This is a genomic window from Anaerorhabdus furcosa, from assembly GCF_900167375.1.
Taxonomy (GTDB): Bacteria; Bacillota_I; Bacilli_A; order Erysipelotrichales; family Erysipelotrichaceae; genus Anaerorhabdus; species Anaerorhabdus furcosa.
In genome coordinates this window covers 174,632-190,408 of record NZ_FUWY01000002.1, presented here as the reverse complement: position 1 = coordinate 190,408, position 15,777 = coordinate 174,632, and the positions used below count along the sequence as shown (strand labels likewise).

12 protein-coding genes are annotated in these 15,777 nt (G+C 32.8%); 2 read left to right on the top strand and 10 right to left on the bottom strand.

Going from position 1 to position 15,777, the window contains the following annotated elements:
- Positions 1-38: 38 nt before the first annotated feature.
- Both B5D14_RS04035 and B5D14_RS04030 read right to left on the bottom strand, forming a co-directional pair.
- A complete protein-coding gene (locus tag B5D14_RS04035) occupies positions 39-791 on the bottom strand; it encodes an exodeoxyribonuclease III (protein ID WP_078711314.1) in 753 nt (250 codons plus the stop codon).
- A 2-nt stretch (positions 792-793) separates the two neighbouring features.
- Positions 794-2,587, bottom strand: coding sequence for an aminopeptidase P family protein (locus tag B5D14_RS04030; protein WP_078711313.1), 1,794 nt, complete (start codon positions 2,585-2,587; stop codon positions 794-796).
- Between the two features lie 109 nt (positions 2,588-2,696).
- On the opposite strand from B5D14_RS04030, the gene B5D14_RS04025 reads away from it, so the two are divergent.
- Positions 2,697-5,156, top strand: a complete 2,460-nt coding sequence (locus B5D14_RS04025) for a heavy metal translocating P-type ATPase (protein ID WP_078711312.1) — start codon at positions 2,697-2,699, stop codon at positions 5,154-5,156.
- Between the two features lie 30 nt (positions 5,157-5,186).
- On the opposite strand, the gene B5D14_RS04020 is transcribed toward B5D14_RS04025, so the two are convergent.
- From B5D14_RS04020 to B5D14_RS03990, 7 genes are all read right to left on the bottom strand, one after another.
- Positions 5,187-5,888, bottom strand: a complete 702-nt coding sequence (locus B5D14_RS04020) for a response regulator (protein WP_078711311.1) — start codon at positions 5,886-5,888, stop codon at positions 5,187-5,189.
- Positions 5,881-8,568 (bottom strand): sensor histidine kinase, encoded by a 2,688-nt coding sequence (locus B5D14_RS04015; protein WP_078711310.1) that lies wholly within the window; start codon positions 8,566-8,568, stop codon positions 5,881-5,883. Before B5D14_RS04015 ends, B5D14_RS04020 begins: the two co-directional genes overlap by 8 nt.
- Before the next feature lie 60 nt (positions 8,569-8,628).
- Complete coding sequence (locus tag B5D14_RS04010) at positions 8,629-9,258, bottom strand: K(+)-transporting ATPase subunit C (RefSeq protein ID WP_078711309.1); 630 nt, start codon at positions 9,256-9,258, stop codon at positions 8,629-8,631.
- A gap of 13 nt (positions 9,259-9,271) precedes the next feature.
- Positions 9,272-11,320, bottom strand: a complete 2,049-nt coding sequence (kdpB, locus tag B5D14_RS04005; RefSeq protein WP_078711308.1) for a potassium-transporting ATPase subunit KdpB — start codon at positions 11,318-11,320, stop codon at positions 9,272-9,274.
- Positions 11,321-11,330: 10 nt separating this feature from the next.
- A complete protein-coding gene (gene kdpA / locus B5D14_RS04000; protein WP_078711307.1) occupies positions 11,331-13,040 on the bottom strand; it encodes a potassium-transporting ATPase subunit KdpA in 1,710 nt (569 codons plus the stop codon).
- Between the two features lie 16 nt (positions 13,041-13,056).
- Positions 13,057-13,146 carry a K(+)-transporting ATPase subunit F gene (gene kdpF / locus B5D14_RS03995; RefSeq protein ID WP_078711306.1) on the bottom strand — a complete coding sequence of 30 codons (90 nt, stop codon included), beginning with the start codon at positions 13,144-13,146 and terminating at the stop codon, positions 13,057-13,059.
- Between the two features lie 220 nt (positions 13,147-13,366).
- A complete protein-coding gene (locus B5D14_RS03990; protein ID WP_078711305.1) occupies positions 13,367-13,555 on the bottom strand; it encodes a hypothetical protein in 189 nt (62 codons plus the stop codon).
- 192 nt (positions 13,556-13,747) lie between these two features.
- Here B5D14_RS03990 and B5D14_RS03985 point away from each other — a divergent pair, with 192 nt between their 5' ends.
- On the top strand, positions 13,748-14,908 hold the full coding sequence (locus B5D14_RS03985) for a helix-turn-helix domain-containing protein (protein WP_078711304.1): 1,161 nt from the start codon (positions 13,748-13,750) through the stop codon (positions 14,906-14,908).
- A 414-nt stretch (positions 14,909-15,322) separates the two neighbouring features.
- On the opposite strand, the gene B5D14_RS03980 is transcribed toward B5D14_RS03985, so the two are convergent.
- A complete protein-coding gene (locus B5D14_RS03980) occupies positions 15,323-15,766 on the bottom strand; it encodes a GatB/YqeY domain-containing protein (RefSeq protein WP_078711303.1) in 444 nt (147 codons plus the stop codon).
- Positions 15,767-15,777 lie beyond the last annotated feature (11 nt).

The following is a 15,777-nucleotide window of genomic DNA, read 5'->3' as shown; positions in this document are numbered from 1 at the left end:
AGTTTTATCAAGTGTACCACGTTTCGCTTTTTGGTTCACTAAATATTAATTTCTAATCCTACTGGACAATGATCGGACCCAAGGACTGAAGTGTATATTTTGGCACTCATTACTTTATCTTTCAATGTTGCTGAAGTAATGAAATAATCAATTCTCCACCCTGTATTTTTTTCTCTTGAATTAAATCGATATGACCACCATGAATATTCAATTGCTTCTGGATATAATGTTCGATAGGTATCGATAAATCCAACACCAAGTAAAGTTGTCATCTTTTCACGCTCTTCATCAGAAAATCCAGGATTCCTGCGATTCGTCTTTGGGTTTTTTAAATCTATCTCTTGATGGGCTACATTTAAGTCACCACAATAAATTACTGGTTTCTTTTTTTCTAAATTGATTAAATGGTTTCTTAATTCATCTTCCCATTCCATACGATAATCTAAACGTGCTAATTCTTCTTTTGAATTTGGAACATAAGCATTCACTAAGTAGAATTTATCAAATTCTAAAGTTAGTACTCTTCCCTCATCATTGAAAATATCTTTTCCAAAATCAGTTTGAATCGAGATTGGTTCTTTTTTTGTGAATACTGCTGTACCTGAGTATCCTTTTCTTTCAGCACTATGCCAATATTGATAATAATCCTTCAATTCCAATTCAATTTGATGGGGTTGTAATTTTGTTTCTTGTACACAAAATATATCTGCATCCTCTTCGTTAAAGAAATCAAGAAATCCCTTTGTGATACAAGCTCTTAATCCATTCACATTCCAAGAAATCAATTTCATATTTATTTGATTTTTCTAGTTTGGATTTTTAGCCAAGTCTTTTCTTTTTGTGTGCAGTAAGGGCTAATTTGCTTGTATACTTCAGCATGGTATGCATTCAAGTAATCAATTTCATCTTGTGTCATTAATTCAGGTAAAACAGCATCTAAATCGATTGGTGCTAGTGTAACTGTATCAAAATGCATAAATTGACCATATGTATTCTTTTTACCTTTTTGTGTAAGCAATTCATTTTCAATACGAATTCCAAGTTTATTTGGTACATAGATACCTGGTTCATTTGTAACAATCATGCCTTCTTCTAAAGGAACAACACCAAATCCTGTACCTGTATTTGACCAGCGGAAACCATGAGGACCTTCATGTACACCTAGCACAAATCCAATACCATGTCCTGTTCCACATTGATAATCAATATCTAAATCCCACACTGGTCCTCTTGCAAGAATATCAAGAGATGCTCCAGTACATCCATATAAGAAGTTTACTTTACTTAAACGAATCATACTTCTCAATACTGTTGTAAAGTATACCTTTTCTTCTTGAGTTAATTTACCTAATGCAATTGTACGTGTGATATCAGTAGTACCTTCGAAGTATTGTCCACCAGAATCAACTAATAAGAATCCTTCATTCTTTAATACTGCATGATTCTTTTCAGTTGCTGAATAGTGCATCATTGCAGCATTTGGTCCATAAGCAACAATTGCTCCAAAACTATCTTCAATGAAGTTATCTTGAGCTTCACGTAATTCATGTAATTTTGCACCTGCTGTTAATTCATCAATTTCAATTTTACCAATGTTGTTTTTCAACCAATAAATGAATTTTGTAACAGCTGCACCATCTTTAACATGTGAAAAACGAATATTTTTGATTTCTGTCTTATTCTTAATTGCACGATACATCACAATTGGATTTGCTTCATCAAGAATAGTACATGATGGATCAATAAGCGATCTATGATAAGCACTAATTGTAGAAGTACTTAATAAAATTGTCTTATCTTTGTAAGTTGCTAATTCATCACCTAAATCATAATAACCACGGATTGATACTTTAGCACTTGAGAATTTTTTACAAATTTCTGCATTTAGTTTCTTTTTATCAATGAATAAATTCACTTTGTTTTTTGTAACTGTTGCAAAAGCTAAAGCTACCGGTGTATCTTCGATATCAAATCCACGAAGATTTAATAACCAAGCTACATCCTCCAATGAAACTAAAACACATACATCTGCATTCTTTTCTTTCATTGCATTTTGTAGACGTTTAATTTTATCCTCAATCTTTACACCTGTATATTTTTCAGATAAAAGGAAACAAGATTCTGCAGGTAATGCAGGTCTATCTGTCCAAATTGGTTCTACTAAATCTTTATCGGTTTTCAAAGTAACTGCTTTACTTGCAAGTAATTTCTCAAAATTTCCCGCTGTCTTTGCATTAACAACTCTTCCATCAAAACCTAAAACACCTTTATTTGGAATTTTCTTATCAATAAATTCACTTACAGTAGGAACTCCTTCTTGACCCATTTTATAAAGATCAATCGTACTTCCTTTTAATTGCTTTGCAGCTTGAACAAAATATCGCCCATCTGTCCACAAACCTGCTTCTTTCATTGTTACTACCAATGTACCTGCAGAGCCTGTAAAACCAGACATAAACTTTCTAGATTTAAAGTAATCTGATAGGTATTCACTTTGATGATAATCTGCTGTTGGAATGTAATAGATGTCAATTCCTTCTTGTTTCATTAAACTACGTAGTTTTGCTAAATTTTCTTTTACTGTCATATTCTTCACCTCATTCTATTATTGTACTCGTTTCCAAGTCATTTTTAAAGCAATTACATTGACTTTCTTGTACAATATAATTAATGTATTAACAGGTCGAGGTGATAAAATGAAGCAAACATTTAATATAACAGGAATGACTTGTGCTGCTTGTAGTAGTGCAATCGAGAAAAAACTGAATAATCTTAACGGCATAGAATCATGCCAAGTGAATCTATTAGCGAATAATATGGTTGTGGAATACAAAGATATCTCTGAAAACGATATTATTCAAGCAGTTGAAGATGTCGGTTACGGGGCATCCCTTCCATCTGACTCAAAGCCAACACCTAGTTATGACCAACTTTCACAAAAGATTAAAAAACGATTCATCTATTCCGCTTTATTTACAGTCCCATTGTTCTATATAGCTATGGGTCATATGATGAATTGGCCACTTCCTAGTATCCTTATGGAGAATGCACTTCTAAATGCAACACTTCAATTGATACTAACTATACCCGTTCTAGTTCTTAATCGTGAGTTCTTCACACATGGATTTAAAGCTTTATTTAAGGGTAATCCAAACATGGATTCACTCATAGCGATTGGCTCAAGTGCTGCTGTTTTATATGGTATTTACGCCATATTTAAGATTGCAATTGGTGTACAAAACCATGATATGGCTCTTGTTCATGAATTCATCATGGATTTATACTTTGAAACCAGTGCAATGATTTTAACACTGATTACTCTTGGTAAATACCTGGAAACAAAATCCAAAGGTAAAACATCTGAGGCAATCTCAAAGTTGGTGGATTTAGCACCAAAGACTGCTACTGTCCTTAGAAACCACAAAGAAGTTGTCATCCCTGTTGAAGAAGTACAACTTGGTGATATTGTTTGTGTAAAACCTGGACAACGAGTCCCTGTAGATGGTGTCATCACAAAAGGTTACACTACCATTGATGAATCGGCGATCACTGGCGAGAGTATCCCAGTAGAAAAATCAATTCATTCAAAAGTTGTAGGTGCAACAATTAATAAATCAGGCTACTTTGAATTCGAAGCTACTAAAGTTGGTGAAGATACTGCTCTTTCTCAAATCATTAAATTAGTAGAAGAAGCCGCAAATTCAAAAGCACCTATTTCAAAGATGGCAGATAAAGTAAGTAGTATCTTTGTTCCTACAGTCATTGTGATTGCTTTACTAGCAACAATTATTTGGCTATTACTTGGAAAATCATTGGAATTTTCACTCAGCATTGGCATTGCTGTACTCGTGATTTCTTGTCCTTGTGCACTAGGTTTAGCAACCCCAACTGCAATTATGGTAGGAACGGGTAAAGGAGCTGAAAATGGCATCTTAATCAAGTCTGCAGAAATTCTTGAAACAGCTGGTTCTATTCAAGCCATTGTCCTTGACAAAACAGGAACCATTACCGAAGGAAAACCAAAAGTTACTGATGTCATTGTTAATGAGAATATCAAGGAAAGTGAATTTTACTACATAGCTTATTCATTAGAAAAGAAATCAGAACATCCATTAGCCCAAGCAGTAATTCAATATCTAAAAGATACTGAATTTAAAGAAATAGATTTTGATAACTTTAAATCAATCTCTGCTCGAGGAATTAATGCTGTATTAAATGATACGCAATATTTTGCAGGTAACCTTGCCTTGCTCGAAGAAAATGGAATTGATACAACAAAGATTAGACCTGCAGTAGAAAAGTTTGCAAAGCAAGGTAAAACTACTTTATGTTTTGCAAATCAATCTGAAATCCTTGGATTAATTGCAGTAGCTGATGTTATTAAAGAAGATAGTATTCAAGCGATTCAAAAATTACATGAAATGGGTATTGAAACCCTAATGCTTACTGGTGATAATAAAATTATCGCTGAAGCCGTATTTAAACAATTACACTTAAACAATTATGTTGCCGAAGTTTTCCCAGAAGATAAACAAAACTACATCAAAAAATTCCAAGCCGAAGGAAAAGTCGTTGCAATGGTCGGTGATGGTATCAATGATGCACCAGCTTTAGTAAGTGCTAATGTAGGAATTGCTATTGGAGCAGGAACTGATGTTGCCATTGAATCAGCTGACATTGTATTAACAAGATCAAGCCTATGGGATGTCATCACAACCATTGAATTAAGTAAAGCAACACTCAAAAACATAAAACAAAACTTATTCTGGGCTCTAATTTACAACTCAATTGGTATACCACTTGCAGCCGGCTTATTTTATGGCATATTAGGTTGGAAGTTAAATCCAATGTTTGGAGCATTTGCGATGAGTTTTAGTTCAGTTAGCGTTGTAGCTAATGCATTGCGTTTAAAAAACTTTAAAGGAGCGAAACCAATTATGAACGTACAAAATACAAAAACATTACAAATTGAAGGTATGTCTTGTGGACATTGCCAAGCAAGAGTTGAAAAGGCTCTTAATGCAGTCGATGGTGTACAAGCCACAGTCGATTTAGCATCGAATTCAGCAGTTGTTACCCTTTCAAAAGAAGTAGCAAATGAAATTCTTAAAAAAGCTGTAGAAGACGCTGGATATGAAGTAGTTTCCATCAACTAACTAAAAAAACTGCACTTCAAATGCAGTTTTTTAGTTCTCACTTTCTTGAACTTTTATCATGCGATAGCCAACACCAACATGTGTTTGAATATATTGAGGAGATTCTGTATTCTTCTCAATTTTTTTTCGTAGTGTTGCCATAAATACACGTAAGGATGAAACATCACTTTCTAATGTGCTTCCCCATATTTCTTTAGTAATAAATGTATGCGTTAATACTTTGCCTATGTTTCTTGAAAGTAAACTAAGTATTTTATACTCGATTGGTGTTAAGTGTAATTCATTTCCATCCAAGTACGCACACCCAGCAGAATAATCAATCTTAAGATTGCCATTAATAAAAATTGCATCTTCCTGTTTCGTATTTCCCATACGACGCATCGTAACTCTTAATCGTGCTAGTAACTCTTCAACTGAAAATGGTTTTGTTAAATAGTCATCAGCACCTGCATCCAATGCCGCAATCTTATCCGTATCTTCACTTCTTGCACTAATAACAATTATCGGTACATTCGACCATGTACGAACTTTTTTAATAATCTCTACACCATCCATATCGGGTAATCCCAAATCAAGAAGAATGATATCTGGATTTTGTGTAGATGCTTGCATTATAGCTGATTCTCCCGTTGCAGCTGTAATGTATTTGTAGCTGTGTGTTTGAAGCGTTGTTGACATTAAATTACGTACAGCTGAATCATCTTCAACAACCAAAACTAATGGTTTATTCATGAATTACAACCTCCTCTAATGGTAAGGTGAATCTAAATATTGTTCCTTGTGGTTTATTATCATGAACTGATATTTCTCCACCATGTGCTAAAACGATTGACTTACATAAAGCAAGACCTAATCCCATACTACGACGACTATCTACAATTTTTGAAGTTCCTGTAAAGAACATATCAAATATCTTTGCTTTCGCCTCATCTGGTATACCTGGACCATTATCACTTATATCAATAACCACATGATCTGTTTTCTTTACATCAATCGCAATCATAGATCCCTCAGGTGTATATTTAATTGCATTATCCACAATATTAATGATTACTTGAATAATTAATCGAGCATCCATTTTTGCAAATATAAATTCATCTGGATGATTCACGACAATTGTATGTTTCACTTTGTTTCGGTTCACATGATTGAGTGCTTCATTAATCACCTCGTCAATTAATTCCGATGTACACTTCAAATTCATAGTACCATCTTCTATACGAGTAACTGATAAGAGGTTTTCAACAAGATTGATTAACCACAATGAATCATCATAAATATCAGTATATAATTTCTTCTTAGTTTCATGATCCATTATTTCATCACTAGCAAGAAGTATATTTGCATTACCAGAAATTGATGTCAATGGTGTCCTTAAATCATGAGAGATTGCTCTTAATAAGTTAGCACGAAGTTGTTCATTCTTCGCAAGTACTGCAGCATCTTCTCTTTCCTTAATTGCACGTTGGCTTTCAAGCGCAAGACCACATTCACCCAAAATCGATAATAAAATATTATTTTCAAAAGATTCTAGCGTTGAGTGATTTAATGCAACTCCAATAACACCATATACATTGTCATTGGCACGAATTGCTAAATACAAACACTTAGCACTACCTAATGTATTAGTTGATGCTCCAGCATGCTTATTGTTTTTAAATACCCAAGCTGCTACTGCTTTTTCATTTTCAGTGATGTATTTAGATGTTTCTTCCAATGTTGCTTTGAATATTTCCGGTTCTTGCAGTTCACCTTGTTCTTCCATATAAACAACAATATCTTTATCAAATAACTTCACCAGTTGATTTGCTGTAACTGAAATAATCTCATCTTTTTTAATTGTTTTTTGAAGTAATTGATTTGTTTCCAATAAGATTTTAGTTCGATAAGCAGTTTGCGCCGATTGCTTTGCATGCTGCTTTAGTTTTACAGCCAGTGAGCTTGTTACAAAGGCGGCAATAAACATGATTAAAAATGTAACAGGATAACCTGAATCATAAGCCGTAAATGTAAATCGTGGTACTGTGAAGAAGTAATTAAAAGTAAGAACACTTAGTACTGATGAGATTAGACTATATATTCTTTGCTTTGTCACAATTGAAGTTAACAGTACACTCAAAATATAAATTGTAATAATGTTTGCTTCTGAAAATGCAAATTGATAAAATACAGTACCCAATACAGTTGCAATTACAAGTAAGGCAACACTGATTAGTGTATCTCTTAAATCAAATGTAACATTTTCAAATTGAGCCTTCTTTTTCTTGTAGTAAGGAATTCCCTTTTCTGGAATAATATAAATATCAAGATTAGGTGCATTTTCAGTCAATCGTTCACTGAGTGTTGGTTTGCTCCAATAATACTTTCGTTTTGCGCTACTTCTTCCCAAGACAATCTTAGAGACACCAGATATTCGCGCAAATTCAGAAATTTGTAACGGTACATCATCCCCATACACAAGTTCAATCGTAGCACCTAACTGCTGAGCTAAATGAATATTAGCACGTAATTGCTTTTTAGTTTCTTCTTCTAATGAAGGAAAATCAGATGTTTCAACATAAAGTGCTGTGAACTTTCCTTTAAATGCACTCGCCATTCTTGAAGCAGTACGAATGATTTTAGGATTGGTAGGAGACGAAGAAAGGCACACTAAAATGTGCTCTTCTGTATAATATCCATTATTTTCTAATTGCCTTGCCTTTTCTGATATGCGATTAATTCGATCAGCACATCGACGTAATGCTATTTCACGTAAAGCTGTTAAATTTTTTATATCAAAGAAATTTAATGTAGCACTTTGAGCTTGTGTTTTCTTGTATATTTTACCACTATTCAATCTTTCAAGTAGCTCATTGGGTTCAATGTCTACTAATTTTATTTGGGCAGCATTATCAAATACATCATCTGGAATTCTTTCTCTAACCACAACACCTGTGATTGATTGAACCATGTCATTTAGACTTTCAATGTGTTGAACATTTACTGTTGTATAAACATCGATTCCAGCTCGTAACAATTCTTCAATATCTTGATAACGTTTTGCATGTCGACATCCTTCAGCATTTGTATGTGCAAGTTCATCAACTAAGACTAATTTGGGTTTTCTTAAAATAGCTTCATCTAAATTAAACTCTTGTAATTTAAGGCCTTTGTAGTCAATCTCTTGCGTATCAATTTGTTCAAGACCTTCTACTAAAGCTTGAGTTTCAACACGTTGATGAGGCTCCACATAACCAATTACAACATCAACACCTTTATTTTTTAGTTCATGCGCTTCTTTTAGCATAGCATAGGTTTTACCTACCCCCGCTGCATAACCAAAAAATATCTTGAGTTGACCAGTTTGTTTAACTGATTCAATTTCGCTTACTCTTCTAAGTACATCATTTGGATTTAACTTTAGATCATCCATCTTTAATCTCCCGATACTATGAATATAGTTATTATAACGCATTCATACTTTACTTACTATTTAGTTATTTAATAATCCCATTTCTTTTGCAATATCTAAATTTGCCTTTAATACATTAACTGTTTCTTCACCAAAGATCCCCAATACTTTCCCAGATGTATTTTTGTCAACGATGTTATTTAAAACATCCATGGATAAGCCTGATGCTTTCGATACAGCTTCTAATTGTATTTTAGCAGAAGCAACTGAGATATGTGGATCTAAACCTGATCCAGATGCAGTTAATAAATCAGTTGGTATTTCTTCCTTACTAACTGTAGGATTTGCTTGTAAGAAGTCTTCAATATCTTGTGCAACACGATCTGTTAAATTTGGATTAGTCGGTGCATAGTTTGTAGAACCTGAAGCAACGCCACTATAGTCCCCATTGTCTTTTTGTTCTTGTGTATAGGTGTTGTAATTGACTGCAGATGGTCTACATTTCAAGAAATAGTCTTCACTAAAATCTTGCCCTATAAGTTCACTTCCAACCACCTCACCATTAACTTCAATTAAACTACCATTTGCTTGTTTAGGGAAAATAAGTTGAGATACTCCTGTTAAGACAATTGGAAATATCAACCCACAAATTACCAAAAATGATAGTGTAAGTAAAATTGCCTTTTTAAATCCTTTAAAAAATTCTTTCATATGAACTACCTCCCTATAATCCAATCATAACAAGCAATGGATAAATAATAACATCAATAATTTTGATTGCGATAAATGGTGTAATAACGCCACCAACACCATAGATTAATAAGTTACGAATCAACATCTTATTACTCGACATTGGACGATATTTTACACCCTTCATAGCAAGTGGTATCAAACATGGAATAATAATTGCATTAAATATCAATGCAGATAAAATTGCACTTAATGGCGATGATAAATGCATAATATTTAATACTGCAAGTTCAGGTATTGCTATCATAAACATTGCTGGAATAATAGCGAAGTATTTCGCAATATCATTCGCAATTGAGAATGTAGTTAAACTACCTCTTGTAATTAACATTTGTTTACCAATTTCAACAACTTCTAGAATCTTAGTAGGATCTGAATCTAAATCCACCATGTTTGCGGCTTCTTTTGCTGCTGTAGTTCCGCTATTCATCGCAAGCCCTACATTTGCTTGAGCAAGTGCTGGTGCATCATTTGTACCATCTCCTGTCATCGCAACAATTTTACCTTTATCTTGTTCTCTTTTGATTACATCAATTTTATCTTCTGGTTTGCATTCAGCAATGAAATCATCCACTCCTGCTTCCCCTGCAATTGTTGCAGCTGTTAGTGGGTTATCACCAGTACACATAATCGTTTTAATACCAATCGCACGTAGTCGTTCAAATCTTTCTTTCATTCCAGGTTTTACTGTATCTTTTAGATAAATAACACCTAGAATCTTGTCGTCGCTACATACTGTTAATGGAGTTCCTCCTAAATAAGCAACTTCATCAACATGCTTCTTTAAATCACTTGGTATTCTACCACCTATTTCTTGGATATAGTGACTAATTGCATCACTAGCACCTTTACGGATTTTAATACCATTAACTAAGTCAACGCCACTCATTCTTGTTTGTGCAGAGAATTCAAATACTTCTTTTGATTCAACCTTTGGTACTTCAAATCCCAATTTTTTCCCTAAGTCTAAAGTCGATTTACCTTCAGGAGTTTCATCAAATAAAGATGAAATCATTGCAGCATTAACTAACTCACTTTTATCAATTCCTTCTACTGGTAAAAATTCTGCTGCTAATCGATTACCAAAGGTAATTGTTCCTGTTTTATCAAGAATCATTGTATCAACATCACCACAAGCCTCTACTGCTTTTCCAGACATTGCAATTACATTAAAACGAGTAACTCGATCCATCCCTGCAATACCAATAGCTGATAATAAACCACCAATTGTTGTTGGAATTAAACATACTGTCAATGCAACTAGAGTAGATATAGATAACGTAACACCACTATATTTTCCAATTGGATATAAAGTGACAATAACAATTAAGAAAATGATAGTAAGTGAAACTAGTAATGTATTTAAAGCTATTTCATTTGGTGTCTTCTTTCTAGAAGCACCTTCTACTAAAGAAATCATTCGATCTAGGAAACTATTTCCAGGATCAGATGTAATTCGAATTTTTAAATAGTCACTTACGACAGTAGTTCCCCCTGTAACACTACAGAAATCCCCACCACTCTCTCTTACAACTGGAGCAGATTCTCCAGTGATTGCTGATTCATCAACGCTAGCAACACCTTCGATAACTTCTCCATCATTTGGAATTAATTCTCCTGCTGATACAATGACAATATCACCTTTTTTCAATTCATTTGAACTGACTATTGTTTCATTACCATTTGCATCTAATAATCTAGCTTTTGTATCTTTTTGAGTTTTCTTTAATGATGCAGCTTGAGCTTTTCCTCTTCCCTCAGCAACAGCTTCTGCAAAGTTTGCAAATAAAACTGTAACAAAGAGTACAACGCTTACGATAATATTGTAGACGCGTAAACTATTATCTCCTCCAAATAAATCTGGAACAAAGCAGAGAATAAGCGTAATTAGAAAGCCGACTTCAACTACAAACATAACTGGATTTTTAATCATATAGAGTGGATTCAATTTGACAAATGCACCCTTAATAGAATCTATTAATATTTCTTTTGTAAGTAATTTATTTTGTTTTGATTGTTTCATAGTTGATCTCCTAACCCCACAAGACAAAGTGCTCTGCAATTGGTCCAAGCGATAACGCTGGGAAGAATGTTAATGCTGCAAAGATATAAATAATTAAGACTAACGCAATTGTAAATGTCACTGTGCTTGTCTTTAATGTACCTACTGTTTCTGGAACAAATTGTTTCTTCATAAGTGAACCCGCAATTGCAAGTTGAATAACAATCGCTAAATATCTTCCTAAGAACATAACAATTCCTGTTGTTACATTCCAGAATACACTGTTATCGGCTAATCCTTCAAAACCAGATCCATTGTTTGCAGCTGATGATGCAAATTCATATAAAACTTGTGTCAAACCATGGAAACCAGGATTTGATATACCTTGTAATCCTGCTTGCATACTAACTGCTAAAGCTGAGAATGCTAGAATTAGTAGTGGATGAATGATGATACATAAAGCAGTAAGCTTCATTTCTTTTCCACCAATTTTCTTACCTAAATACTCTGGTGTTCTACCTATCATTAATCCGCAAATAAATACCGTTAGAATAACATAGATAATCATATTCATTAAACCAACACCTTTACCACCAAAGACAAGGTTTAACATCATATTAAGCAATGGTACAAATCCACCCATCGGGGTAAGTGTATCATGCATGTTATTAACTGTACCGGTTGTAAATGAGGTCGTCGTCGTCGTAAAGAGCGCTGACTGGCTAATGCCAAATCGCATTTCTTTACCTTCCATATTTCCCATAGCTTGTGATAATCCAATTTGTTGTAATGATGGGTTACCTGCCATTTCAGAAACATAGCATAGCGCTAAACTTATAAGGAATAAAATTCCCATTGCAATAAATATTGTACGTCCTTCGCTTCCAAAAATGCTTTTCTTTTGTGATCCTTTACGTTCATCAACCATCTTGCCAAACATGATGACACATGATCCTGGTAGAATCATCATTGAATAAAGTTCAATGATATTGGATATAATGGTTGGATTTTCAAATGGAACAGATGAGTTAGCACCGAAGAAGCCACCACCATTTGTACCAATATGTTTAATTGATTCAAGTGCAGCAACTGGTCCCATTGCAATATCTTGATATACACCACTAATTGTATGTGCAATAATATTTCCCGAGAAGTTTTGTGGTACACCTTGCCATACTAACAATAAACTTACAATAAATGATAAAGGCAATAAAACACGTGTAATAATACGAGTAAAGTCTACAAAGAAATTACCCATATTAGTTTTATCTTTTCCTACAAGTCCTCTAACAAAGGCAATACATGCTGCATATCCACTTGCTGCAGATGTAAACATCATGAAGATAATGACTGTCATTTGAGAAAAGTAAGATAATCCACTTTCTCCTGCATAGTGTTGTAAATTTGTATTTGTCATAAAGCTGATTACCGTATTGAATGAAAGTGTTGATTCCATTCCGCCAATCGCATTTGGATTAAATATTGGAAGTGCTTGAATTCTAAGGATGATAAATCCTATCAAAAGCATCAAAGCATTTACTAAAACCAAAGAAAATGCATACTTTTTCCAATCCATTTCTTGATGAATATCAATACCACAAAATCGATAGATTGTGTTATCAACCTTATCAAGAATACGATCCATAAATGTATGCTTGAATGTTGCTACTTTATATAGATAGTTTCCAACTGGAATAACTAACAAAATATATAAGAATAATGTACATGCTATTTGTAACATAGCTATCCTCCCTTAATTAAAACTTTTCTGGATTAATTAATGCATAAAGCAAATATAACCCCAAACCAAGTAAAACAATGACTAAACCTATCATTCCAATCGACATAATATCCTCTTTCTATTTACTCTCGATTTAATTGTTTTTGACACCAATTAATCAGTAAATATACGCTAAATACCAAAGCCCCTAAAACAACTAACATGACCACATCCATTTAAATGCCTCCTTAAGAACACAATATCACTGTTCATTTTCAAATTCTAACATTATGATTAATAAGAAATTATAAAGAAAAGTAAATCAGTATTAAGATTGTATAAAGATTTTATAGTAATCCTATTAATAAGGAGATTGGATACATAATTGCAAACACAATCATAAAGATAATCAAAATAGATGCTACCGGTATCCCAACTAATAAAAGTAGGAATAAGATCCCCTCATGATTCATAAAAAATCGTTTCAAACCACCCAATAATTCCATCATCATAAGATATGTTCTATTCAATACCATACTTTCTACCTCCATGACCAAAGTATAGTTTAGTCTTCATTAAGATATTAAAAATAAACTATGATTTGTGTTAAGATTAAATAAAGATTTTAAAACGCTATTATCTACGCTAAATAGATAAAGTCTATTTTCAAGGCGTGTACATTATAAATATTTGTTTTAAAGTGAATTTATAGAATATGGAGATTATATATGAAACAACTTGGCAACTATTTATCCACCTTAAGAAAAGAAAAAAATCTAACCCAGCAAGAAGTTGCTGATGCTCTATGCGTTTCAAATAAAACAATTAGTAAGTGGGAACGCGATCAAGGTTACCCCGAACTGAATTCATTAATTGATTTAGCTAATTTATATGGATTAACTGTAGATGAATTGCTTAACTGTGAACAATCTTCTACTAAAGTTGATACAAATGTAGCATTAAACGAATTAATTGAACTCAACTTCGAAAAGAAAAGAACAATATCAATTGCTATCCTTTTTATAGGATTACTCATATTTCTAGGTCTTTATTTTTTAACTAAGAAGTTTGAATTTCCTTTCTTTATTTATCTAGGATTTTCTGTAATTTCATTCACTTTTATTAGTATTAATTCTTATAAAATCCAAAAATACGAAAAAGGCTACCTTGATAAATTAAGTTCTTGGGTTATTTGGTTTATTTCATTAACTCTATTTATATTGCCATTCTTAATTTTAAATCTAAACGCTCAAGCAATTACTCAATTTATAGCTACATATTTATCCGAAACACCTTTACTCTATAGCGAAGTAGCTGATGTTACTTATTATTCTGACTTAACAATCTATCTTACTTTATCCAATTATCTTATCTATCTACCAATATTAACAGCAATCAGTATTTTAATAGGAAATTTTTTAAATATCTTGAAAAACAAAATGTTAAAGCTTCCGCAAAAAAAGAACATCTTAAAACCAAATGTTATTGCCTTCGTACTTTTTGTTCTTTCTTTTATCGCATGTAGTATCTACATCAATATACCTATAACAACAAAGCAATTCTCACCAGAAGAATATACTGTCTACAAAGATCAATATGCGAAGACTTATACAGGTTTTCAAAGGCTATATCCCGATGAGTTTAAACCCTTCAAAGAAGCAACAGCCGATGATTTCGTACTCCTTGATACCTATATTAATGAACGGGAAATTTGTGAAACGCATTGTAATATCAAATCATTCAACGATTCTAAAAATGAGGTTGTTTATAGAAACCAATCAAAAGATATAGTAGCTAAATTTTCTAAATCACTCATTTATCTAAATATTATTAGTATTTTGTGCATTATCTATTTACTTTACATAAAATTCAAGCATACAAAAAAGTAACGCGAACAAGCGTTACTTTTACTTGATAATCTAATCTAAGTTAGAACTATATCTAATTTTCTCGATTTATCTCGAGCTTTCAAATTCATTTAATTTTTATGATATGTTGTCCATTGGTCTATCCTCTGCAGACTCCAACTTTCTATTCACACGATTGATAATTAACTATTTCCGTTTCCAAATCCTTATCTGCAAGAAATTTGAAAACTTGACTTAATATTCTAGTAACACCTTTTTCATATGTAATTGAGTACCTCCTTTCAGTAGTTCCTCTATTTACATCTTTATAATACCTTATATACATTATATTGGTAGTCTATACTTATTTTTATTTAGTGCTATAATTAAAGTGTTGGGGATGAATTTCCCTTTTTTATTTAAAAACTCCAAGAAATTAATCTCGGAGTTTTTTTGTTATTTAAGAATTTTTGCTAATGCGATGTTCAAACTTTTACCGTCTGTTGCACCTTGAAGTTTTGCCATTAAGCCCTTCATGATTTCACCTTGATTTTTCTTAATCGGTTCTAAACCATGTTCAGCCATAAATACTTGAATTTCTTTTTCTAATTCTTCTACGTTTAATTGTTTAGGTAAATAGCTTTCTAATAATTCAATTTTCTTTTTAGCTTCTTCAATTAAATCTGTACGATCTTGGGGAGTTAAGTCTAATGATTCTTTTGTTTGCTTCACTTCTTTTTGTACATACTTAATTGCTTCTTCATTTGTAAGTGGTTCTCCTTTTTCTTTTTCTGCAAGATTAATTGCTGAAATCAATAAAGAATAAACTCCTTTTTTCAATGTATCTTTATCTTTCATCGCTTGAATATTAGCTTTTCTTAAGTCTTCTAAAAATGTCATAATGTCCTCCT

Bases quoted from the DNA above. Each gene is read 5' to 3' on its own strand.
- B5D14_RS04035 (WP_078711314.1), bottom strand. From the start codon at position 791: ATGAAATTGATTTCTTGGAATGTGAATGGATTAAGAGCTTGTATCACA.
- B5D14_RS04020 (WP_078711311.1), bottom strand. From the start codon at position 5,888: ATGAATAAACCATTAGTTTTGGTTGTTGAAGATGATTCAGCTGTACGT.
- B5D14_RS04025 (WP_078711312.1), top strand. From the start codon at position 2,697: ATGAAGCAAACATTTAATATAACAGGAATGACTTGTGCTGCTTGTAGT.
- B5D14_RS03980 (WP_078711303.1), bottom strand. From the start codon at position 15,766: ATGACATTTTTAGAAGACTTAAGAAAAGCTAATATTCAAGCGATGAAA.
- B5D14_RS04010 (WP_078711309.1), bottom strand. From the start codon at position 9,258: ATGAAAGAATTTTTTAAAGGATTTAAAAAGGCAATTTTACTTACACTA.
- kdpA (WP_078711307.1), bottom strand. From the start codon at position 13,040: ATGTTACAAATAGCATGTACATTATTCTTATATATTTTGTTAGTTATT.
- B5D14_RS03985 (WP_078711304.1), top strand. From the start codon at position 13,748: ATGAAACAACTTGGCAACTATTTATCCACCTTAAGAAAAGAAAAAAAT.
- B5D14_RS04015 (WP_078711310.1), bottom strand. From the start codon at position 8,568: ATGGATGATCTAAAGTTAAATCCAAATGATGTACTTAGAAGAGTAAGC.
- kdpB (WP_078711308.1), bottom strand. From the start codon at position 11,320: ATGAAACAATCAAAACAAAATAAATTACTTACAAAAGAAATATTAATA.
- B5D14_RS03990 (WP_078711305.1), bottom strand. From the start codon at position 13,555: ATGGTATTGAATAGAACATATCTTATGATGATGGAATTATTGGGTGGT.
- B5D14_RS04030 (WP_078711313.1), bottom strand. From the start codon at position 2,587: ATGACAGTAAAAGAAAATTTAGCAAAACTACGTAGTTTAATGAAACAA.
- kdpF (WP_078711306.1), bottom strand. From the start codon at position 13,146: ATGTCGATTGGAATGATAGGTTTAGTCATTGTTTTACTTGGTTTGGGG.